Here is a 16,272-nt window from a genome sequence, read left to right as displayed (position 1 = left end):
GCAGGCGGCAGCACTTCCGTTGCCGGTCATTCCGACAACCGTAGTGTTTCCTGGTTTCGGGGAAGCTTTCAACCGCCGTGGTCCCGGTGGGCCGAGCGGCAACGGCACGCCAGTGAACTCTCCACACAGATGAGCGGTCTTAAGAGCTGGGCCGACGATAACCAGGTTGGCGGCCTTCTGGATGGAGAGATGCAGAGTGATTTGCAGGCCATTTGGGATGGTATCCGTGATCTCAAGCCGCCGGAGGGGCGCATCGTCAGATGGGCGCGGCGGGACGGGGGAAGTGAAGCGGCAGCGCTCCGGGAGCGGATCGAAAGCCTCCGGGTGCGCTTGGAAGAGCGCGTCCCTGTGAGCAACGCCCCGTCAGGCGAACCGTCTTCCCGGCCGCCGGCGGGCCCGGTTCGCGATTTCTTCGAGGCTTGGGGCCTGTTGTCGCTTGAGGAACCGGGCGCGAAATCGACGCTTGAAAGAGTGGCGCAAGCCGGAGATGATTTCCTCGAAACGGCGGCGGGCGTGGCGTCGACGGTGGGCGGGTTTCTGGCCGGCATGTTCGGTCATGCATCGCAGCAGCCCGTGCCCGCCGCCGGGCAGTCCGAGACATCTGCCGCCGAACAAGTGGTTTCTGCCGCAGCTGTGCAGGAGCCTGCTCCCGACGTTGCCGGGAGTGCCGCCGTCAGCGCCGTTCCTTCCGGCGCCGCGCTCGTCGTCGGCGTCTCCGGCAGGCCGTTGACCGAGGCTTTCAGGAAGAACGTTTACCAGGCCGTTCAGACGACAGTGAGGAACAGGCTCACGCCGGATCAGCGGCGTCAGGTGTTCAATGCAAAGCCGCCGCTTCTCGCGTTCGGTCGCAACGGCGATCAGATAACGCTCACGTTCAGGGAGGGTTATGCCCAGGCTGCTGATTTGAGTGTGGCGTTTACCGGCACGGCCACCCTTATGCTGTCATCTGACGAGAGCGGGGGAACGCGTCTGAAGGTTTTCGCTCCTCTGCAGCCTGTCAGCCTTCTCGGAAAAGCCGCACTTGAGTTTGCCAAGCAAGCGGCGGTGACAACCGGTGTCGCCGATCGCGCGATCAGCGGCGTGCTTCAGGAGGCATCCCGTCTCCAGGATGCCGAAACCGCCTGACCGCCTGCGCCTCACGCGCGCGCCGCGCGCAGAAGTCCGGCCAGTTCCCGTTGGATGACCTCGTTGCCGCAAACGACGCTGCCGGTCTCCAGCGGGTTGTCTCCGCCGTCGGCGTCGGCGATGAAGCCGCCCGCCTCGCGCAGCAGCACGATGCCGGCGGCGATGTCCCAGCTGCTCAGGCCCCGTTCCCAATAGCCGTCGTAACGGCCGGCCGCGACATAGGCGAGATCGAGCGCGGCCGCGCCCATGCGGCGCACGCCCGCCGTGCGCACCGTCACCGCCGCGAGTTCGCGGATGAAGGCCGGATGGCCGCTTTTGCCCAGATGCGGAATGCCGGTCGCGATAACCGCGCTTGCGAGCTCGCGGCGCGCCGCGACGCGGATGCGGCGGTTGTTGAGATAGGCGCCGCTGCCCTTCTCCGCCACGAACATTTCGTCCTTGATCGGATCGTAGATCACGCCGGCCACGACCTGGCCCTGCCGCTCCAGCCCCACGGACAGCGCGAAATGCGGAATGCCGTGCAAAAAGTTCGTCGTGCCGTCGAGCGGGTCGACGTGCCAGCGATGGGTCGTGTCGGAGCCGGCGACGACGCCGCCCTCCTCCAGTACGAAACCGTAGCCGGGACGGGCTTTTTCCAGCGCCTCGCGCAGAATGTTTTCGGCCTTGCGGTCGGCGGCGGAAACGAAATCGCCGGGTCCCTTCAGCGAGACCTGCAACGCCTCCAGTTCGCCGAAATCGCGCTTGAGCGAGCGGGACGCCTTCATGACGGCGTCGGTCATGACGGTGATGATGGGTGAGCGAATCATGGAAATTGCCTGTGAAACGAGCACGGATGGGCCGCGCCGGAACCGGGGAGGGGAAGCGTGCGCCGTTATCTGCCCGCAAGCGGCGGCGGCGTCAAGAGCGGTGTGCATGGCCGCGCAGACGAAAAATCCGATCAAGCCATTCTGATCCAAGGGATTTTCGACAGCTTGCGCTCACATCCGGCGCAGGCCGTCAAAGGGCGCGCCGTGCGTCATTCCGGCGCGAGGCCGAAGTTGATGTCTTCAGTGCGCTCCTGCGCCAGCGCTTCCGCCCGCCGCCGTTCGTCGGCGGTGAGATTTTTCAGCGCGGTGTCGAGCCACGTATCCGCGCGCCCCTGCGCCGCGGCCATCAGATGCCACGAGGCCGCCTGCACCAGATCCTTCGGCAGGCCGCGCCCGGCCGCGAGAATGCGCGCCAGCCTGTTCTGCGCGATGGCATTGCCGCGCGCGGCCGCGACGGCGAACAGACGCGCGGCCCTCTCCTCGTTCGCCTCCACGCCGTCGCCGTTGAACAGCATGATGGCGAGTTCGACCTGCGCGGGAATATTGCCGTTCGCGGCGGCCCGCGCCATCCATTGCGCCGCGCGCTTTGAGTCCTTCGCCGCGCCCTGCCCCTCGCGCAACATGACCGCCAGCGCATATTGCGCGTCCGCCACTTCGGCGGCCGCCGCCTGCTCCAGCAGGGAGACGGTGCGCGGCAGTTCGGCCGCCTGCCGGGCCGCGAGCAGCGAGAGCGCCAGATTGTAGGCCGCGAGCGGATGGCCGGCTGCGGCGGCCTTTTCAAGCAGCGTCGTCGCCGTCTTGCGCTTTGCGTCCGCGTCGGTGCCGTCGGCGAGGGTCAACATGGCGAGCGCGAACGTGGCGTTGCGATCGTTTGCGGCGTCGCCGCGCCGATACCAGTCGGCTGCCCGCTGCATGTCCCTCGCCACGCCGAGCCCGTTGGCGTGGATCTCGCCCAGCAGCGTCATGGCCGCACCGTCGCGCGGGTTGCGCGCTGCGCGCAGGGAGGCCCCCTCGAAAGCCGATTTGTAGAAGCCGCGCTGATAATCGGCATAGGCGTGATCCGCCGAGAAATCAGGCAGCGTGGGAATGTCGTCCGCGCCGCCGGAGCGCGGCGTGACGGGCGAGGGCAGGAAGCGCCCGTCCGCCGGGCTTTCCGGCAGTTCGTTTCGCGGCCCCGCCGCCGGCAGGCCGAAGTCGCCGGTGAACGGAATGTTCAGCGTAGGCCCGTCCTTGTTCTGCGCCCGGGCCGGATGGGTGGCGAGCAGGCCGCCGGCAAGGATGACAGCAAGCCCGAAACCTCCAAACCGAAAATCTTTTGGTGCGCCTCCTGCCCGCCGGCGGCGGCCCGGAAGCGGGCGGAACGGCGATGCCGCCGTCATCGGCCGGTTTCCCCGTCATCGTCGGTCCGGTTCGCCGCCGCGATGGCCGTCCGCGCCAGCGCCACGGCCGCCGCGGGTCCCTCGGCGTGCGACCAGACGGCCTCGCCGAGCCCGACGAACTCGGCGCCCGTCGCCGCCATCGCCTCGACATCGGCAAGGTCGTGCACGAAGCCGACACAGGGAACGGAAAAAATCTCCGCCCACCAGGCGGTCCGTTCGATCGTGGCGTCGCGATCGGGCAGGCTGCCGTCGGGGCGCGGTTCTCCGAACAGCAGATAGTCGACATCGGTCTCGCCGACGCTCATGGCGTCATGGCGCGTGCGCAGCCCGCCGACACCGACGATGCGGTCAGGCTTCAGGGCGGCGATGGCGTCGGCAAGCGTCTCGCCCGGCTCGTCCAGGTGCACGCCGTCCGCCCCCCCGCGCACTGCCGCGCGTGGCGAGGTGCGCGCGATCACCGCCGTGCCCGACTTTTGCAGCACCGGCGCAATGGCCTTCAGCGCGTTGATCTGCTCGCGTTCGTCGGTGAAGGCGAACGACAGCAGGATCGCGGCCACCGCGCCGCCGTCACAAGCGTCGGCCAGCGACGCGATGGCGCTTTGCGCGTCGTCGATGATGCGGGATGCGAGATAGATCTGTGTCGTGTCGGTCATGATTGCCTGGTTCAGCCTTTACCGTGTCATGGCGCGCCCGACGCGCGGATGCAAGGGCCAAATGCGCGCGGCCGCGTCAGGAGGCGTTGCGCAGCGGTTCCGCCGGCAAGGCTCCGGCCGGTTCCTCCCGGCTGACGAAGGCCACCGCCTGGCGCAGGACGTCAAGACCCGCGCCGGGCCTGACCGCCTCCGTCGCGAGATGGCGGCGAAAAAGCCGCGCCCCGCGCCGGCCGGGAAAGAGCCCGAGCAGATGGCGCGTCATCTGACTGAGGCGCGCGCCCGATTCGAGCTGCGCGGCGACATAGGGCATGAATGCCTCGATCGCTTCGAAGCCGTCCGCCATGCCTGCGGGCGCTCGCGCGCCGGGCGTGAGGGCGTCGACGCCGAGCAGGATTTCCGGGTTCTGATAGGCGGCGCGGCCGATCATGGCGCCGTCGAGCGGGGGCGCGTCCTGGCCGCGGATGGCGGCTTCGGCGGCTTCCAGCGTGGCGAGGCCGCCGTTCAGCATGACGGGCAGCCCCGGCCGCGCCTGCTTGAGGCGGTGGACGCGGGCGTAGTCGAGCGGCGGGATCTCGCGGTTTTCCTTCGGGCTGAGGCCGGCCAGCCACGCCTTGCGGGCATGCACGACGAGCCCGTCGACGCCGGCCCCGACCACGGCTTCCGCGAGGGCGTCGAGCGCGGGTCCCGTGTCCTGATCGTCGACGCCGATGCGGCATTTGACCGTAACGGGGATGTCGACGGCCGCCTTCATCGCCGCGACGCAATCGCCCACGAGGGCGGGTTCGCGCATGAGGCAGGCGCCGAAGCGCCCGTTCTGCACGCGGTCGGACGGACAGCCGACATTGAGGTTGATCTCGCCATAGCCCCAATCGGTGCAGATGCGCGCGGCCCGCGCCAGCTCCGCGGGGTCCGATCCGCCGAGCTGCACGGCGAGAGGCTGTTCCTCGGCGGAGAAATCCAGAAGCCGCGCCCGGTCGCCGAACACGATCGCGCCGGTGGTGATCATTTCCGTATAGAGCTGGACACGGCGCGAGAGCAGGCGGTGAAAATAGCGGCAATGCCTGTCCGTCCAGTCGAGCATCGGCGCGACCGCGTAGCGCGCGCCGGCGAAGACGTCGGTCGACCGGGATTGTTGGGCGTTGGGCTCGAACTGGTGCACTTTCATTTCGGCTTGCGGACTATCTTCGTTTCTCGTTCAGAGCGGGCGGAGCCGCCACATTGCGCCGGAACCATAGCAGAGTGAACGCGCGCGGATGGGGCAAAATCATGCATCATGCAGGGAAATCGAATAAAGCCCCAACCGCGCCTCCGGGGAGGCGGATCGGTTCGTGCGGCCTTGAACGCCCTGTCAGAAGTTGGTGCCGGGTGTCAGACTTGAACTGACGACCTACCGCTTACCGTCCCACTTCGGCTTTCGCCGCCGCAGGCGCGCGCCGGGGCGCCTGCGTTCGTGGTCTGGACTATCCCTTCGCCATAGTCCGTCGGACCTTAGGCGCTGCCCGTCTAGTCTCTACACCTTCCCCGCGCAACGGGGCTTGGCTCGGGATTGGCATGGCCACCGGCACAGCCGGTCGGGCGTTAGCTTTCCCCGAGTTTGGGCAGTTCTGCTCCCGGAATTTCTTCCGGGGCACTCGTCATTCAAGGCGGTTGCTCTACCAACTGAGCTAACCCGGCTTCAGGCCCGTCCCGGACCAAGCCGCTTTCTGCCACGAACGACAAACGCGCGTCAAGTCGCGCCACGCCGGCGGCGCGGTGGCGTTTGCGCCCGCGGCGGCGCAATCCTTGCGGTTGCCGGGTGAACCCGTTTGCCGCTATGCAAGTTATCCTGACAGGATGAAAGGCAACCGGCGGCAACGCCTTTCGGGGGAGGGCAGCATGCGTTGGGATCAGTTTCGCCGTTCCGGCAACATCGAGGACAGGCGCGGCGGCGGTTTCAGGATGCCGACCGGCGGCGGGCGCGGCGGGCTCGGCATCGGGGCGCTGATGATTCTCGGCATCGTCGGCTGGGCGCTGGGCGTCGATCCGCGTATCCTCATCAGCGGCGCAGAGATGCTGTCGGGCGGCGGGTCGGAATATGTCGCCGGCGAGCAGTCGTCGCCCGGCACGCCCGCCGACCGGGACGGCCAGTTCGTCGCCGCCGTGCTCGGCAACACGGAAGACGTGTGGGGAAAGGTGCTGCCCCAGCAGACCGGGACGGCCTACAGCGAACCGGGCCTCGTGATGTATACGGGCGGCACGCGTTCGGGGTGCGGCGCGGCGCAGTCCGCCATGGGGCCGTTCTATTGCCCGCTCGACCGGAAGGTCTATCTGGATGTCGATTTCTTCGAGGAGATGCGCAACCGTTTCCGTGCCGGGGGCGATTTCGCCTATGCCTACGTCATCGCGCATGAAGTCGGCCACCATGTCGAGAACCTGCTCGGCATCCTGCCGAAAGTGCAGCAGGCGCAGCGGCAGGCCGGCTCGCAGGCGGAGGCGAACAGGCTGTCGGTGCGCGTGGAACTGATGGCGGACTGCCTGGCGGGGGTATGGGCCTACCACAGCAACACCGGCTGGAACGCGCTCGAACCCGGCGATATCGAAGCGGCGCTGAACGCCGCCTCCGCCATCGGCGACGACAGGCTCCAGCAGGCGGCGCAGGGCAGGGTGGTGCCCGATTCGTTCACGCACGGCTCGTCCGCGCAGCGGATGCGCTGGTTCACGCGCGGCTTCCAGTCCGGCAAGGTCGCGGCCTGCGATACTTTTGCCGCGCAGCAGCCCTGAGGCCGCCTCCGGCTTTCGGCGGGGCGCGGGCTGTCGGTTCCCGCGCCGCGCAGTCAGTCGGGCCGCCAGCCGTACAGCCAGTCGTAGCGCGCGCTGAGGCCCTCCATGCCGAAATGGCGCAGCAGCAGATTGCGGATGAGCGCGGTGACGCCTGAAAAATGGAAGGATCGTCCGTTGCTGCGCGATTCTTCCATCACCCGGCGCACGCGCTGATAGCGGGTTTCCTCATAGGCCATAAGCGCTGCGCGCGTGTCGCCGGGATGGGCCGCGAGCGCCCGCGTGAGAATCGCCGTGTCCTCGATGGCCATGGCGCCGCCCTGCGCGAGAAACGGCAGCAGGGGATGGGCGGCGTCGCCCAGCAGGGTGGCGTGCGGCGTGCTCCAGCGCACGGCCGGCAGCGCGTCGAAAAGAGACCACAGCCGCCAGTTCTCGCCGCTCGCCAGCAGGTTGCGCAGGTCGTGCAGCGCAGGGTTGCCGAGGCGGGCGACGAGGGCGTCGAGCTTGTCCCGGTCCATGGGCAGGCCCCATCCCTCGACGGCGGCCCGGCTGCGCACGATGACGACGATGTTCCACGCGTCGCCGCCGGCGACCGGATAATGCACGATATGCGCGCTGCGCCCGAGCCAGGCGACGACGTCGGGCGCACGCAGGCCCTCGGGCACGTTCTCGCGTGTGACGACGCAGCGCCAGGCCTCGAAGTTGCGAAAACGCGGCGCATCGCCGTCGCCGATCGCCGTGCGCAGGGTGGACCAGACGCCGTCCGCGGCGACGAGCAACGGCGTTCGCAGCGTCTGCGGCGTTCCGTTGCCATTCGCGAGGTGCACCTCCGCATGGTCGTCCCGTTCGGCGTATCCGGTCACTTGCCGGCCGACGAGCAGTTTCACGCCGGGCTCGGAGCGCACCGCGTCGAGCAGAACCGCGTGCAGGTCGGCGCGCAGGATGACCCAGTAGGGCGCGCCATGGCGGTCGCGAATCGCCTGCGCCATCGGCATGGCGCCGAGCTTGCGGCCGTTGCCCAGATCCCTGACGGAAAGCCGGGCCGGTTCCACCGCCCGCCGGCCGAGAGCCGCGCCGAGCCCGAGATCGATCAGGATCCGGCTGGCGTTCGGCGAGAGCTGGATGCCCGCGCCGGCCTCCACCAGCGCCGTCCGTTTTTCGAGAACGGTGACGGGCGCGCCTGCGCGCGCAAGCTGCAAGGCGAGAGCCAGCCCGCCGATGCCGGCGCCCGCCACCACGATCGATTCGGACATCTCGCTTTCAGGCGCGTTCGAGGTCACGCCGCCGAGGCCCGATCGGCCGCGATCTCTTCATGGCCGTCGTCCCACAGGCATTCGGCCGGCAGGCACGCGCCTTCCGCCAGCGCGGGATCGAAACGGTAGAGGGTGGAACAATAGCTGCAAACGGCTTCCGAATCGCCGCCCATGTCGATGTAGATATGGGGATGGTCGAAGGGCGGAAGCGCGCCGATGCACATGAATTCCTTCGAGCCGACATGAACGACGCGCACGCCCGGCGTGTTGTGGAAATGGGGGATGGTGCTCGCGGCCATCGACAGAAATCCTTCACCTGAGTGCGACAAGCTCGACATGCGCGCCCGCGGCCCGCCGCGGAGGGGCGATCCGGCGATCGGTGCGCTCTTCGCGCGCACCATAATCGCTTGCGGCCGAAACGCCAACTCCGTCATTCACCTGCACGCGCTTCTCCGGTGCGTTTTTCGGATGCGGCGCTGCGGCGACCCCCGTTCTCGTGCTTATCCGGCTTATTTTTGAACGCCTTCGCCGAAAAAAGCGCGGACGGCGGCCGTTCGGTGGTCATCCAATTGTCAAACGAGGACGGTATTCGTTGAGCATCGTTAGCTGGATAGTTTGGATGCCTGACTTGGCAAGCAGCTAAGGTCGGGCGTCAGTGATGCTTTATGATCGGTAGTTGCCGGAGCCAGCCGCTGGCGGTCCGGTGTGCCGCGTTTTGCGCCGTTGCAACCCTTTTGCTCGATCATCCGCCAGGGAGCTTTCTCATGTCCGACACCGCCGCCACCCAGAACACCTTCACGCTGCAACTGCTTCACGCATCGGATTGGGAAGCCGGTGTGAAGGCCCTCGACCGGGCAGCGAACTTCGCCGCCATCGTCGATATCCTGGAAGACGAATATGAGAATACGCTGATCCTGTCGTCGGGCGACGGCTGGATTCCGGGGCCGTTCTACGCCTCCGGCGCCGACGCCGCGCTGGTCGATACCTATCGCGCCGTCTACAGCCAGTTCTTTTCCACGGCGGACGCCGAAGTCGTCTTCACCGCGCTGGGTGCCGCCGCCGGCCGGGCCGATGTCGCCATCCAGAACATCATCGGCGTGCAGGCCGCGACGTTCGGCAACCACGAGTTCGACTCGGGCACGAGCGCGATCCGCGATATCATCGCCGCCGCCGCTGGCGCGGACGGCGTCGTCGGCACGGCGGACGACGTGAATATCGGCACGCTGTTCCCCTATCTGTCGGCCAACCTCGACTTCTCGGGCGACAGCAACCTTGCGGGGCTCTTCACCGACGAAATCCGCGAGGCCTCCTCGTTCGCGAATGACGCGAGCAAGAAGATCGCTCCGTCCACGATCATCACCCAGGGCACCGAGAAGATCGCCGTCGTCGCGGCCACGACGCAGGGTCTCTCGCGCATTTCCTCGCCCGGCGACACCAAGGTCATCGGCGCGACGAGCGACGACATTCCGCTGCTCGCCGAGCAGATCAACGCCGAGGTGGCGCGCATCCTCGCCGCCGACCCGACGATCAACAAGGTCATCGTGGCGAGCCATCTTCAGCAGCTCAGCCTCGAGCAGGCGCTGGCGCCGCTGCTGGAGAACGTGGACATCATCATCGCCGGCGGCTCCCACACGCGCCTCGCCGACGAGAACGACACGCTGCGCGAGGGCGACGAGGCCCAGGGCACCTATCCCATCGTCACCGCCAACAAGGGCGGCGATCCGCTGCTGATCGTCAACACCGACAACGAATATTCCTACGTCGGCCGCCTCGTGGTGGACTTCGACGCCGAGGGCAAGATCGTCCTCGACAGCCTCGACGACACGATCAACGGCGCCTACGTCACGACCGACGCCAAGGTGGCCGAGCTGTGGGGCGACGCCGATCCGTTCGCGGCGGGCACCAAGGGGCATCTGGTCGACCAGATCATCTGGGGCGCCTGGGGCGAGAACGACGAGCGCGTCACGAAGGGCATCGGCACCGTCATCCAGGAGCAGGACGGCAACATCTTCGGCCGCACCGACGTGTTCCTGGAGGGCCGCCGCTCCGCCGTCCGCACAGAGGAGACGAACCTCGGCAACCTGACGGCCGACGCGAACCTCGCCGAAGCGCGCAAGGTCGATGCGGAAGTCGTGGTCTCGATCAAGAACGGTGGCGGCATTCGCGACGCCATCGGCTTCGTCAACGCCGTCGGCGGCGAGGCGGTGCTGGCGCCGCCGGCCGCCAACCCCGGCGCGGGCAAGCTGGAAGGCGACATCTCGCAGCTCGATATCGTCAACTCGCTGCGCTTCAACAACGATCTCGCCATCGTGACCCTGACGGCCGACGGGCTGGCGAAGGTGTTCGAGCAGGGCTTCTCGGGCGTGCGTCCCGGCGCGACGCCGGGCTCCTTCCCGCAGATCTCGGGCGTCGAGGTGGTCTACGATCCGTCGCTCGCCGCCGGAAGCCGCGTCGTCAGCCTTGCCGTCGTGGATGAAAACGGCGCCGTGATCGATTCCATCATCGCCAACGGCGAGCTTCAGGGCGATGCCGGCCGCGCGATCAAGGTCGTCACGCTCACCTATCTCGCCAACGGCGGCGACGGCTACACCGCTTTCGTCGACAACCGCGTCGAGGGCACGGATCTCATCAAGCTCACCGAAGCGCTCGCGGGCCAGGACGGCGAGGCGACCTTCGCCGCCGCCGGGACCGAACAGGACGCCTTCGCCGAGTATCTCGCTGCGAATTACAGCGAGACGCCTTTCAACGAGGCGGATACGCCTGCGTCCGAGGACAGCCGCGTCGTCAACTTCCGCGAGCTGGCCGTCGGCGTCCGCGGCAACGAACTGGGCGGCAACGACATCAACCTCAACAATGCCGCGCTTCTCAGCGCGGAGCACGGCACCGACGGGTTCGACCGCGTGTTCTACAGCGGCGCCGATGCGGTGATCCTGCCGGAGAACATCGAGCAGATCGAGCTTTCCGGCGCGGCGGACACGTCCGTGACCGACAATGCGCTCGACAACGTGATCCTGGGCAACGCCGGCCGCAACGACTTCTTTGCGCGCGGCGGAAACGACAACGTCGACGGCGGCACCGGTCATGACGTTCTTCACGTCGAAGGCAACGCCGATCGCTACAACGTGCGCATCGAGAACGGCCGCGCCGTGCTGGAAGATATCGAGCACCAGACCACGACCACGATCACGAACGTGCAGCGGATCGTGTTCAGCGACGGCGAGCAGAATCTGTTCGCCACCGACCAGACCGAAATCGCCGGCATCTACCGTGCGTTGCTCGGCCGCGCCGCCGAGACCGACGGCTTCAGCTACTGGGCGGGAAGGAGCGCCGACGGCGTGGATCTGCGCGGCCTGATCTCGGCGATCGGTGCGTCCGACGAAGCCGCTGCGTTCCAGGAAGGCAAGTCGACGGAAGAGCTGGTCGACGCGCTCTACACGAACCTTCTCGGCCGCGATGCGGACGCGGAGGGCCGTGCTTACTGGATCAATCAGATCGACAGCGACGTTTTGTCGTTCAACCTCGTCGGCCTGTCCTTCGTTGCGAGCGACGAATTCCAGCTCGGCGGCCGCAACCTCGTCGGCGGCGACTGGAACGTCGCGTGAAGACCGTGACCGATGGTCACGCCCGCGCCGGGCGGTAACCATCTTGCGAAATCGGGGGCGGGAAATGGCCCGCCCCCTCTTGTAACAGGCAAAACGATCCTGTTAACGTTCCATCAACGAAGTTCGTTCCTTATCGTCGGATGAGCGGCTGCGCGCCGAAGCGCGCCGCCGCCCTGTCTACGCTGGCAGGCGGTGAGAGCGATTATGCGGGACGGGTCCATGCGGTTGACGAAACGAGCCAACATCACGATGCGTTCGGGAGAACCGGATGAGGTCGATGTGCCTCTCGTTCAGGGTCCGCCATATACGTCGTGCGGCATGTTTCTGAAGCTGCTGGGTGTTTGTGTGGTCGCGCTCGGCGTGGCGAATTGCAGCACCGCGCCGCGCCAGACCGGCGGCGCCAAGCCCGCGCAGGCGAAGGTCGATCCCAAATACGGCGTCAAGCCCAGTCCGCGCGTCGTCAGCAGCGGCAAGGCCGTGCCGAAGGGGGGCGGGCGGTCCATGGTGGGCAAGCCCTATGTCGTGGCCGGCAGGACGTTTACTCCCAAAGAGAACGACAATTACACCGCCGTCGGCACGGCTTCGTGGTACGGGGCCGCGTTCCATGGCCGCAGAACGGCCAATGGCGAGATTTTCGACAAGCACTCCATCGCCGCCGCCCATCCCACGCTGCCGCTGCCCAGCTATGTCCGCGTCACCAATCTGAGCAACAACCGCTCCATGGTGGTGCGCGTCAACGACCGCGGCCCCTTCCACGGCAACCGGCTGATCGATCTGTCGAAAACCGCCGCCGAGGCGCTCGATTTCCATCGTCAGGGCACGGCCAAGGTCAAGGTCGAATATGTCGGCCGGGCTTCGCTTGGCGGCAGCGACGATCGCAAGTTGCTGGCGACGCTCAATGCCGGCGCGCCTGCCGCCATTCCTGCGGTAGCCCCGGCGCGGCCTGCCGCGCCTGTGGCGCCGACTGTGATGGTGGCCAGCGCCGAGCCGCAGCCGGCGTTGCCGCAAGCCGCTCCCCGGCCGATCGTTCGCCCGCAGGTCGCGGAGCCGACGCCGGAACCGGCGCCGTCCCGGACTATCGTGGCCCGCGCGCAGCATGACGATGCCGTCAATGATGCCGGCAGGCCGCATATGTCGAGAACGCTCGTCGCCGCCGCGACGGAGACGACGCCTGCCGCCGCGCCCGTGCCGGCAGGCGCGCCCATGCCCGCGCCGCTTGAGGTCGCCACCGCACCCTCCGGCCCCGCGCCGGCGCAGCAGGGCGGTTTGACGGAGCTTGTGCGCGAGGTTGCGGCGGAGGGCGGCACGGTGTTGCCGCCGTCGCGCCCGCTCGAACTGGCGCCCCGGCGGACGGTTTTCGCCTCGTCGCCTGCCGCGCCCGCCGAATCGCAAGCGACGACGCGCCGCTCGCTCGTGGCGAGCTTGCCCTATGCGCCGCGGCAGCAGGACAAGGCCGGTGTGTTTTTCGAGCCGATGCCGTTGTCCGATCTGACGCCCCAGCGTTTCGTGTCCTTCGGCGAACCTGGCCGGTGAACAGCCGGGACGCCCTGAGCGCGAGCCGGGATTTCGCTCTGGAAGGTCGTTCCGGCATCGGGTCTTTCCGGCGAGGCGGATGCCGTTCTCGGGCCTGATGATCCGGCTGCGGAGCCTGTTACGCATTCGATCTGGCGTGGCGAGAAAAATGACTGTGATCCGAAGTTTGCCGTCATTGTGCCGGCGCGCCGCCGCGGCATTGCGGCTGGCGGTTCTGGGGTGCGCGCTCTTGGCGTTCTTCGCCGCCATGGCGGGCGGCGCGCGCGCGCAGGGGTTCCAGACGGACGTGCCGCGCGCCCTGCTCGTCGATGTCGGCACCGGCACGGTGCTTTTCGAGAAAGACGCCGACACGCCCTTCGAGCCGGCGAGCCTCGTCAAGATCATGACGGCGGAGGTGCTGTTTCATGAGATCGCGCAGGGGCGCCTGACGCTCGACCGCGAGTTCTTCGTCTCCGAATACGCCTGGCGCACGGGGGGCGCGCCCTCGCGCAGCACCGCGATGTTCGCCGCCGTCAACAGCAACGTGCCGGTCGGCGATCTGATGCGCGGTCTGCTGATTCCCTCGGGCAACGACGCCGCCATCGTCATCGCCGAAGGCATATCCGGTACCGAAACGGCTTTCACGCGGGCGATGAACCGGCGCGCCGACGAGATTGGCCTTTCCGCTTCCAGTTTCGTCAACGCGTCCGGGTTGCCGGCCGAGGGGCAGGTGACGACAGCGCGCGACATGGCGCGGCTGGCGGCTCATGTCATTGAGACCTATCCCGAATTTTATCGCGTCTTTTCCGAGCCCGAGTTCGTCTGGAGCAAGATCCGGCAGCGCAACCGCAACCCGCTGCTGGCGCTGAACATCGGCGCCGACGGCTTTCTGACCGGTTTCACGGACGCCGCGGGTTTCGGCATCGTCGGCTCGGCGGTGCTGGACGGACAGCGGCTGATCGTCGTCGTCTCCGGCGCGAAGACGGCGCGCGAGCGCGACATCGAGGCGCGCAAGCTGCTGGATTGGGGCCTGCGTTCCTTCGAGATGCGCCAGCTCTTCGCCGCGGGCGAGGCGATCGGCGAGGCGAGTGTTTTCGGCGGCGACAAGGGCCGGGTGGCGCTGGTGTCGCCCGAGCCGGTGCGCGCGCTGGTGCAGCGCGGTTCGGACGCGCGTCTGTCGGCGCGCATCGTCTATCGCGGCCCGGTCATGGCGCCGGTCGAGAAGGGCGCGCCGGTCGGCCATTTGCAGGTCGAGCACGGCAAGTTGAAGGTGCTCGACCTGCCGCTCGTCACCGGCGAGGCGATCGAGCGAGGCAGCCTCTCGCAGCGGGCGCGCGACGCGGCGCTGGAATGGAGCACGGGAATGGTGCGCCGCGCGTTCGAGAGCCTGATGTGAACGGGCGGCTCAAGCCCGGCCGGGGCCGGTTCATCACGCTGGAGGGGGGCGAGGGTGTCGGCAAGTCGACACAGATGCGTCTGCTCGCGGCGCGCCTCGCAGCGCAGGCCATTCGGGTTGTCACCACGCGCGAGCCGGGCGGTTCGCCGAAAGCGGAGATCATCCGCGAGGCGATTCTCTCGGGGCGCACGAAGTTCCTCGGGCCGATGGCGGAGGCGCTGCTGTTTTCCGCCGCCCGCATCGACCATCTCGATACGCTGATCCGGCCCGCGCTGGCGCGGGGCGCGTGGGTCATCTGCGACCGTTTCATCGATTCGATGATCGCCTACCAGGGCGCCACCGGCGAGCCCGAGCCGGCCGTGCTGCGGGCGCTGGCGCGGATCGTGGCGGGCGACGATCATCCCGACCTGACGCTCATTCTCGACCTGCCGCCGGAAATCGGTCTGGCGCGCGCCGACGCCCGCCGCCGGCAGCGGGGCGAGCCGACGGATCGTTTCGAAGGCGAGGCGCCGGCTTTCCACCGCGATCTGCGCGAGCGTTTTCTGACCATCGCGGCGGCCGAGCCCGCGCGTTGTGTGGTCATCGATGCCGACGCGCCGGTAGAGACGGTTGGCGAGCGCATCTGGCAGGCGGTTGACGAGCGGCTCCTGTCGCCGGAAAAAGACGATACGCAGCCTGAAGACGCACCGGCGGAAGACATTTCATGAGCATGGCCGACATCGAGCCGGACCGGTTTCCCGGCGCGCCGCATCCTCGCGCGCAGACGGCGCTGTTCGGTCTGGAAGCGGCGGAGCATGCCTTTCTAGAGGCGTTCCGCGCCGGGCGGCTGCATCACGCCTGGCTGATCGGCGGGCCGCAGGGCATCGGGAAGGCGACGCTGGCCTATCGGCTGGCGCGTTTTTTGCTGTCTCATCCCGATCCGGCGAGCGCGGCGGCGCGGCAGGCGACGACGCTTGCCACCGATCCCGAGAATCCCGCGGCGGCCAGGGTTGCCGCCGGAATCGCCGCCCTGTCGCATCCGAATCTCGTCGTGCTGCGGCGCGCGCCCGCGACGGACAAGAAAGCGGCGTCCACGATCATTCCCGTGGATGCCGTGCGCCGCGCCCTGTCGCTCTTCGCCGCGACGGCGGGCAACGACGGCTATCGCATCTGCATCGTCGACAGTGTCGAGGACCTGAACGCGGCCGGCGCTAACGCGCTGCTGAAAGTGATCGAGGAGCCGCCGCCCCGCGCGCTGTTCCTGCTGGTGGCGCATGCGCCGGGCCGGGTCTTGCCCACGATCCGCTCCCGCTGCCGGCGCCTGCTGCTGCGGGCGCTGCCGGCTGCGGATGTGGAGAAAGCGGTGCGGTCGCTGCCCGCCCCCTTCGGCGATACGGAGCCGGCGGTGCTGGCGCGGGCTGCGGCGCTGTCCGGCGGCTCGGTGCGCGCGGCGCTCGGGCTGATGGACGCGCGCACCATCGCGCTGGTGGAGCGCGTGCGCGGCCTGCTGGACCGCCTGCCGGAGACCGATGCCGCCGCGATCCACGCGCTTGCCGGGGAGATGGCGGGGCGGGAGGCGGAGGGCGATTTCGCGGTGCTGCTGTCGACGACCCATGACTGGATCGCAGGGCTGATCCATCGCCGCGCCGGCGAGGGAGCGGCAAAGCTTGCGCGTTTTGTCGAGGTGTGGGACAACATCGCCCGTGCGGCGCGCGAGACGCAGGTGTTGAATCTCGATCGCCGCCCGCTGGTCCTCACCCTTTTCGGCGAACTCGCGGATGCCGCCCGGCGCGCTCGCGCCGCCTGACGC

General features: G+C 68.2%; 13 protein-coding genes. 7 read left to right on the top strand and 6 right to left on the bottom strand.

Annotated elements, in window-relative coordinates; genetic code table 11:
- Positions 1-129: 129 nt before the first annotated feature.
- Positions 130-1,125, top strand: a complete 996-nt coding sequence (locus ACOYJQ_RS01430) for a hypothetical protein (protein WP_433455804.1) — start codon at positions 130-132, stop codon at positions 1,123-1,125.
- Positions 1,126-1,136: 11 nt separating this feature from the next.
- On the opposite strand, the gene ACOYJQ_RS01425 is transcribed toward ACOYJQ_RS01430, so the two are convergent.
- The 4 genes from ACOYJQ_RS01425 to dusA form a co-directional block, all read right to left on the bottom strand.
- Complete coding sequence (locus ACOYJQ_RS01425) at positions 1,137-1,931, bottom strand: inositol monophosphatase family protein (protein ID WP_433455803.1); 795 nt, start codon at positions 1,929-1,931, stop codon at positions 1,137-1,139.
- A gap of 209 nt (positions 1,932-2,140) precedes the next feature.
- Positions 2,141-3,310 (bottom strand): tetratricopeptide repeat protein, encoded by a 1,170-nt coding sequence (locus ACOYJQ_RS01420; protein WP_433455801.1) that lies wholly within the window; start codon positions 3,308-3,310, stop codon positions 2,141-2,143.
- Positions 3,307-3,963: a thiamine phosphate synthase gene (locus ACOYJQ_RS01415; RefSeq protein WP_433455799.1), complete on the bottom strand. Its 657-nt coding sequence runs from the start codon at positions 3,961-3,963 to the stop codon at positions 3,307-3,309. The genes ACOYJQ_RS01420 and ACOYJQ_RS01415 overlap by 4 nt, the downstream gene beginning before the upstream one ends.
- A 76-nt stretch (positions 3,964-4,039) precedes the next feature.
- Positions 4,040-5,128, bottom strand: a complete 1,089-nt coding sequence (dusA, locus tag ACOYJQ_RS01410; protein ID WP_433455797.1) for a tRNA dihydrouridine(20/20a) synthase DusA — start codon at positions 5,126-5,128, stop codon at positions 4,040-4,042.
- Between the two features lie 710 nt (positions 5,129-5,838).
- Here dusA and ypfJ point away from each other — a divergent pair.
- Positions 5,839-6,723 (top strand): KPN_02809 family neutral zinc metallopeptidase, encoded by an 885-nt coding sequence (ypfJ, locus tag ACOYJQ_RS01405; RefSeq protein ID WP_433455795.1) that lies wholly within the window; start codon positions 5,839-5,841, stop codon positions 6,721-6,723.
- Positions 6,724-6,776: 53 nt separating this feature from the next.
- On the opposite strand, the gene ACOYJQ_RS01400 is transcribed toward ypfJ, so the two are convergent.
- On the bottom strand, positions 6,777-7,973 hold the full coding sequence (locus tag ACOYJQ_RS01400) for an FAD-dependent monooxygenase (RefSeq protein ID WP_433455794.1): 1,197 nt from the start codon (positions 7,971-7,973) through the stop codon (positions 6,777-6,779).
- 23 nt (positions 7,974-7,996) lie between these two features.
- Positions 7,997-8,272 (bottom strand): zinc-finger domain-containing protein, encoded by a 276-nt coding sequence (locus ACOYJQ_RS01395; RefSeq protein ID WP_433455792.1) that lies wholly within the window; start codon positions 8,270-8,272, stop codon positions 7,997-7,999.
- A 465-nt stretch (positions 8,273-8,737) separates the two neighbouring features.
- Between ACOYJQ_RS01395 and ACOYJQ_RS01390 the strand changes: the two genes are divergently transcribed.
- From ACOYJQ_RS01390 to ACOYJQ_RS01370, 5 genes are all read left to right on the top strand, one after another.
- Positions 8,738-11,575, top strand: a complete 2,838-nt coding sequence (locus ACOYJQ_RS01390) for a 5'-nucleotidase C-terminal domain-containing protein (RefSeq protein WP_433455790.1) — start codon at positions 8,738-8,740, stop codon at positions 11,573-11,575.
- Between the two features lie 318 nt (positions 11,576-11,893).
- Positions 11,894-13,108, top strand: a complete 1,215-nt coding sequence (locus tag ACOYJQ_RS01385; RefSeq protein WP_433455788.1) for a septal ring lytic transglycosylase RlpA family protein — start codon at positions 11,894-11,896, stop codon at positions 13,106-13,108.
- 229 nt (positions 13,109-13,337) lie between these two features.
- The gene (locus ACOYJQ_RS01380; RefSeq protein ID WP_433455786.1) at positions 13,338-14,483 is read left to right on the top strand and encodes a D-alanyl-D-alanine carboxypeptidase family protein; all 1,146 of its coding nucleotides are present in this window, start codon (positions 13,338-13,340) and stop codon (positions 14,481-14,483) included.
- On the top strand, positions 14,480-15,190 hold the full coding sequence (tmk, locus tag ACOYJQ_RS01375) for a dTMP kinase (RefSeq protein ID WP_433455784.1): 711 nt from the start codon (positions 14,480-14,482) through the stop codon (positions 15,188-15,190). Before ACOYJQ_RS01380 ends, tmk begins: the two co-directional genes overlap by 4 nt.
- Positions 15,187-16,269, top strand: a complete 1,083-nt coding sequence (locus ACOYJQ_RS01370) for a DNA polymerase III subunit delta' (RefSeq protein ID WP_433455782.1) — start codon at positions 15,187-15,189, stop codon at positions 16,267-16,269. Before tmk ends, ACOYJQ_RS01370 begins: the two co-directional genes overlap by 4 nt.
- The last annotated feature ends 3 nt before the right edge of the window (positions 16,270-16,272 follow it).

This window comes from Pseudochelatococcus sp., assembly GCF_050946405.1.
Lineage (GTDB): Bacteria > Pseudomonadota > Alphaproteobacteria > Rhizobiales > Beijerinckiaceae > Pseudochelatococcus.
This window is presented reverse-complemented; position numbering and strand designations above follow the sequence as displayed.

Coding starts and splice junctions, on each gene's coding strand:
- ACOYJQ_RS01430 (WP_433455804.1), top strand. CDS start 130: ATGAGCGGTCTTAAGAGCTGGGCCGACGATAACCAGGTTGGCGGCCTT.
- ACOYJQ_RS01425 (WP_433455803.1), bottom strand. CDS start 1,931: ATGATTCGCTCACCCATCATCACCGTCATGACCGACGCCGTCATGAAG.
- ACOYJQ_RS01420 (WP_433455801.1), bottom strand. CDS start 3,310: ATGACGGCGGCATCGCCGTTCCGCCCGCTTCCGGGCCGCCGCCGGCGG.
- ACOYJQ_RS01415 (WP_433455799.1), bottom strand. CDS start 3,963: ATGACCGACACGACACAGATCTATCTCGCATCCCGCATCATCGACGAC.
- dusA (WP_433455797.1), bottom strand. CDS start 5,128: ATGAAAGTGCACCAGTTCGAGCCCAACGCCCAACAATCCCGGTCGACC.
- ypfJ (WP_433455795.1), top strand. CDS start 5,839: ATGCGTTGGGATCAGTTTCGCCGTTCCGGCAACATCGAGGACAGGCGC.
- ACOYJQ_RS01400 (WP_433455794.1), bottom strand. CDS start 7,973: ATGTCCGAATCGATCGTGGTGGCGGGCGCCGGCATCGGCGGGCTGGCT.
- ACOYJQ_RS01395 (WP_433455792.1), bottom strand. CDS start 8,272: ATGGCCGCGAGCACCATCCCCCATTTCCACAACACGCCGGGCGTGCGC.
- ACOYJQ_RS01390 (WP_433455790.1), top strand. CDS start 8,738: ATGTCCGACACCGCCGCCACCCAGAACACCTTCACGCTGCAACTGCTT.
- ACOYJQ_RS01385 (WP_433455788.1), top strand. CDS start 11,894: ATGTTTCTGAAGCTGCTGGGTGTTTGTGTGGTCGCGCTCGGCGTGGCG.
- ACOYJQ_RS01370 (WP_433455782.1), top strand. CDS start 15,187: ATGAGCATGGCCGACATCGAGCCGGACCGGTTTCCCGGCGCGCCGCAT.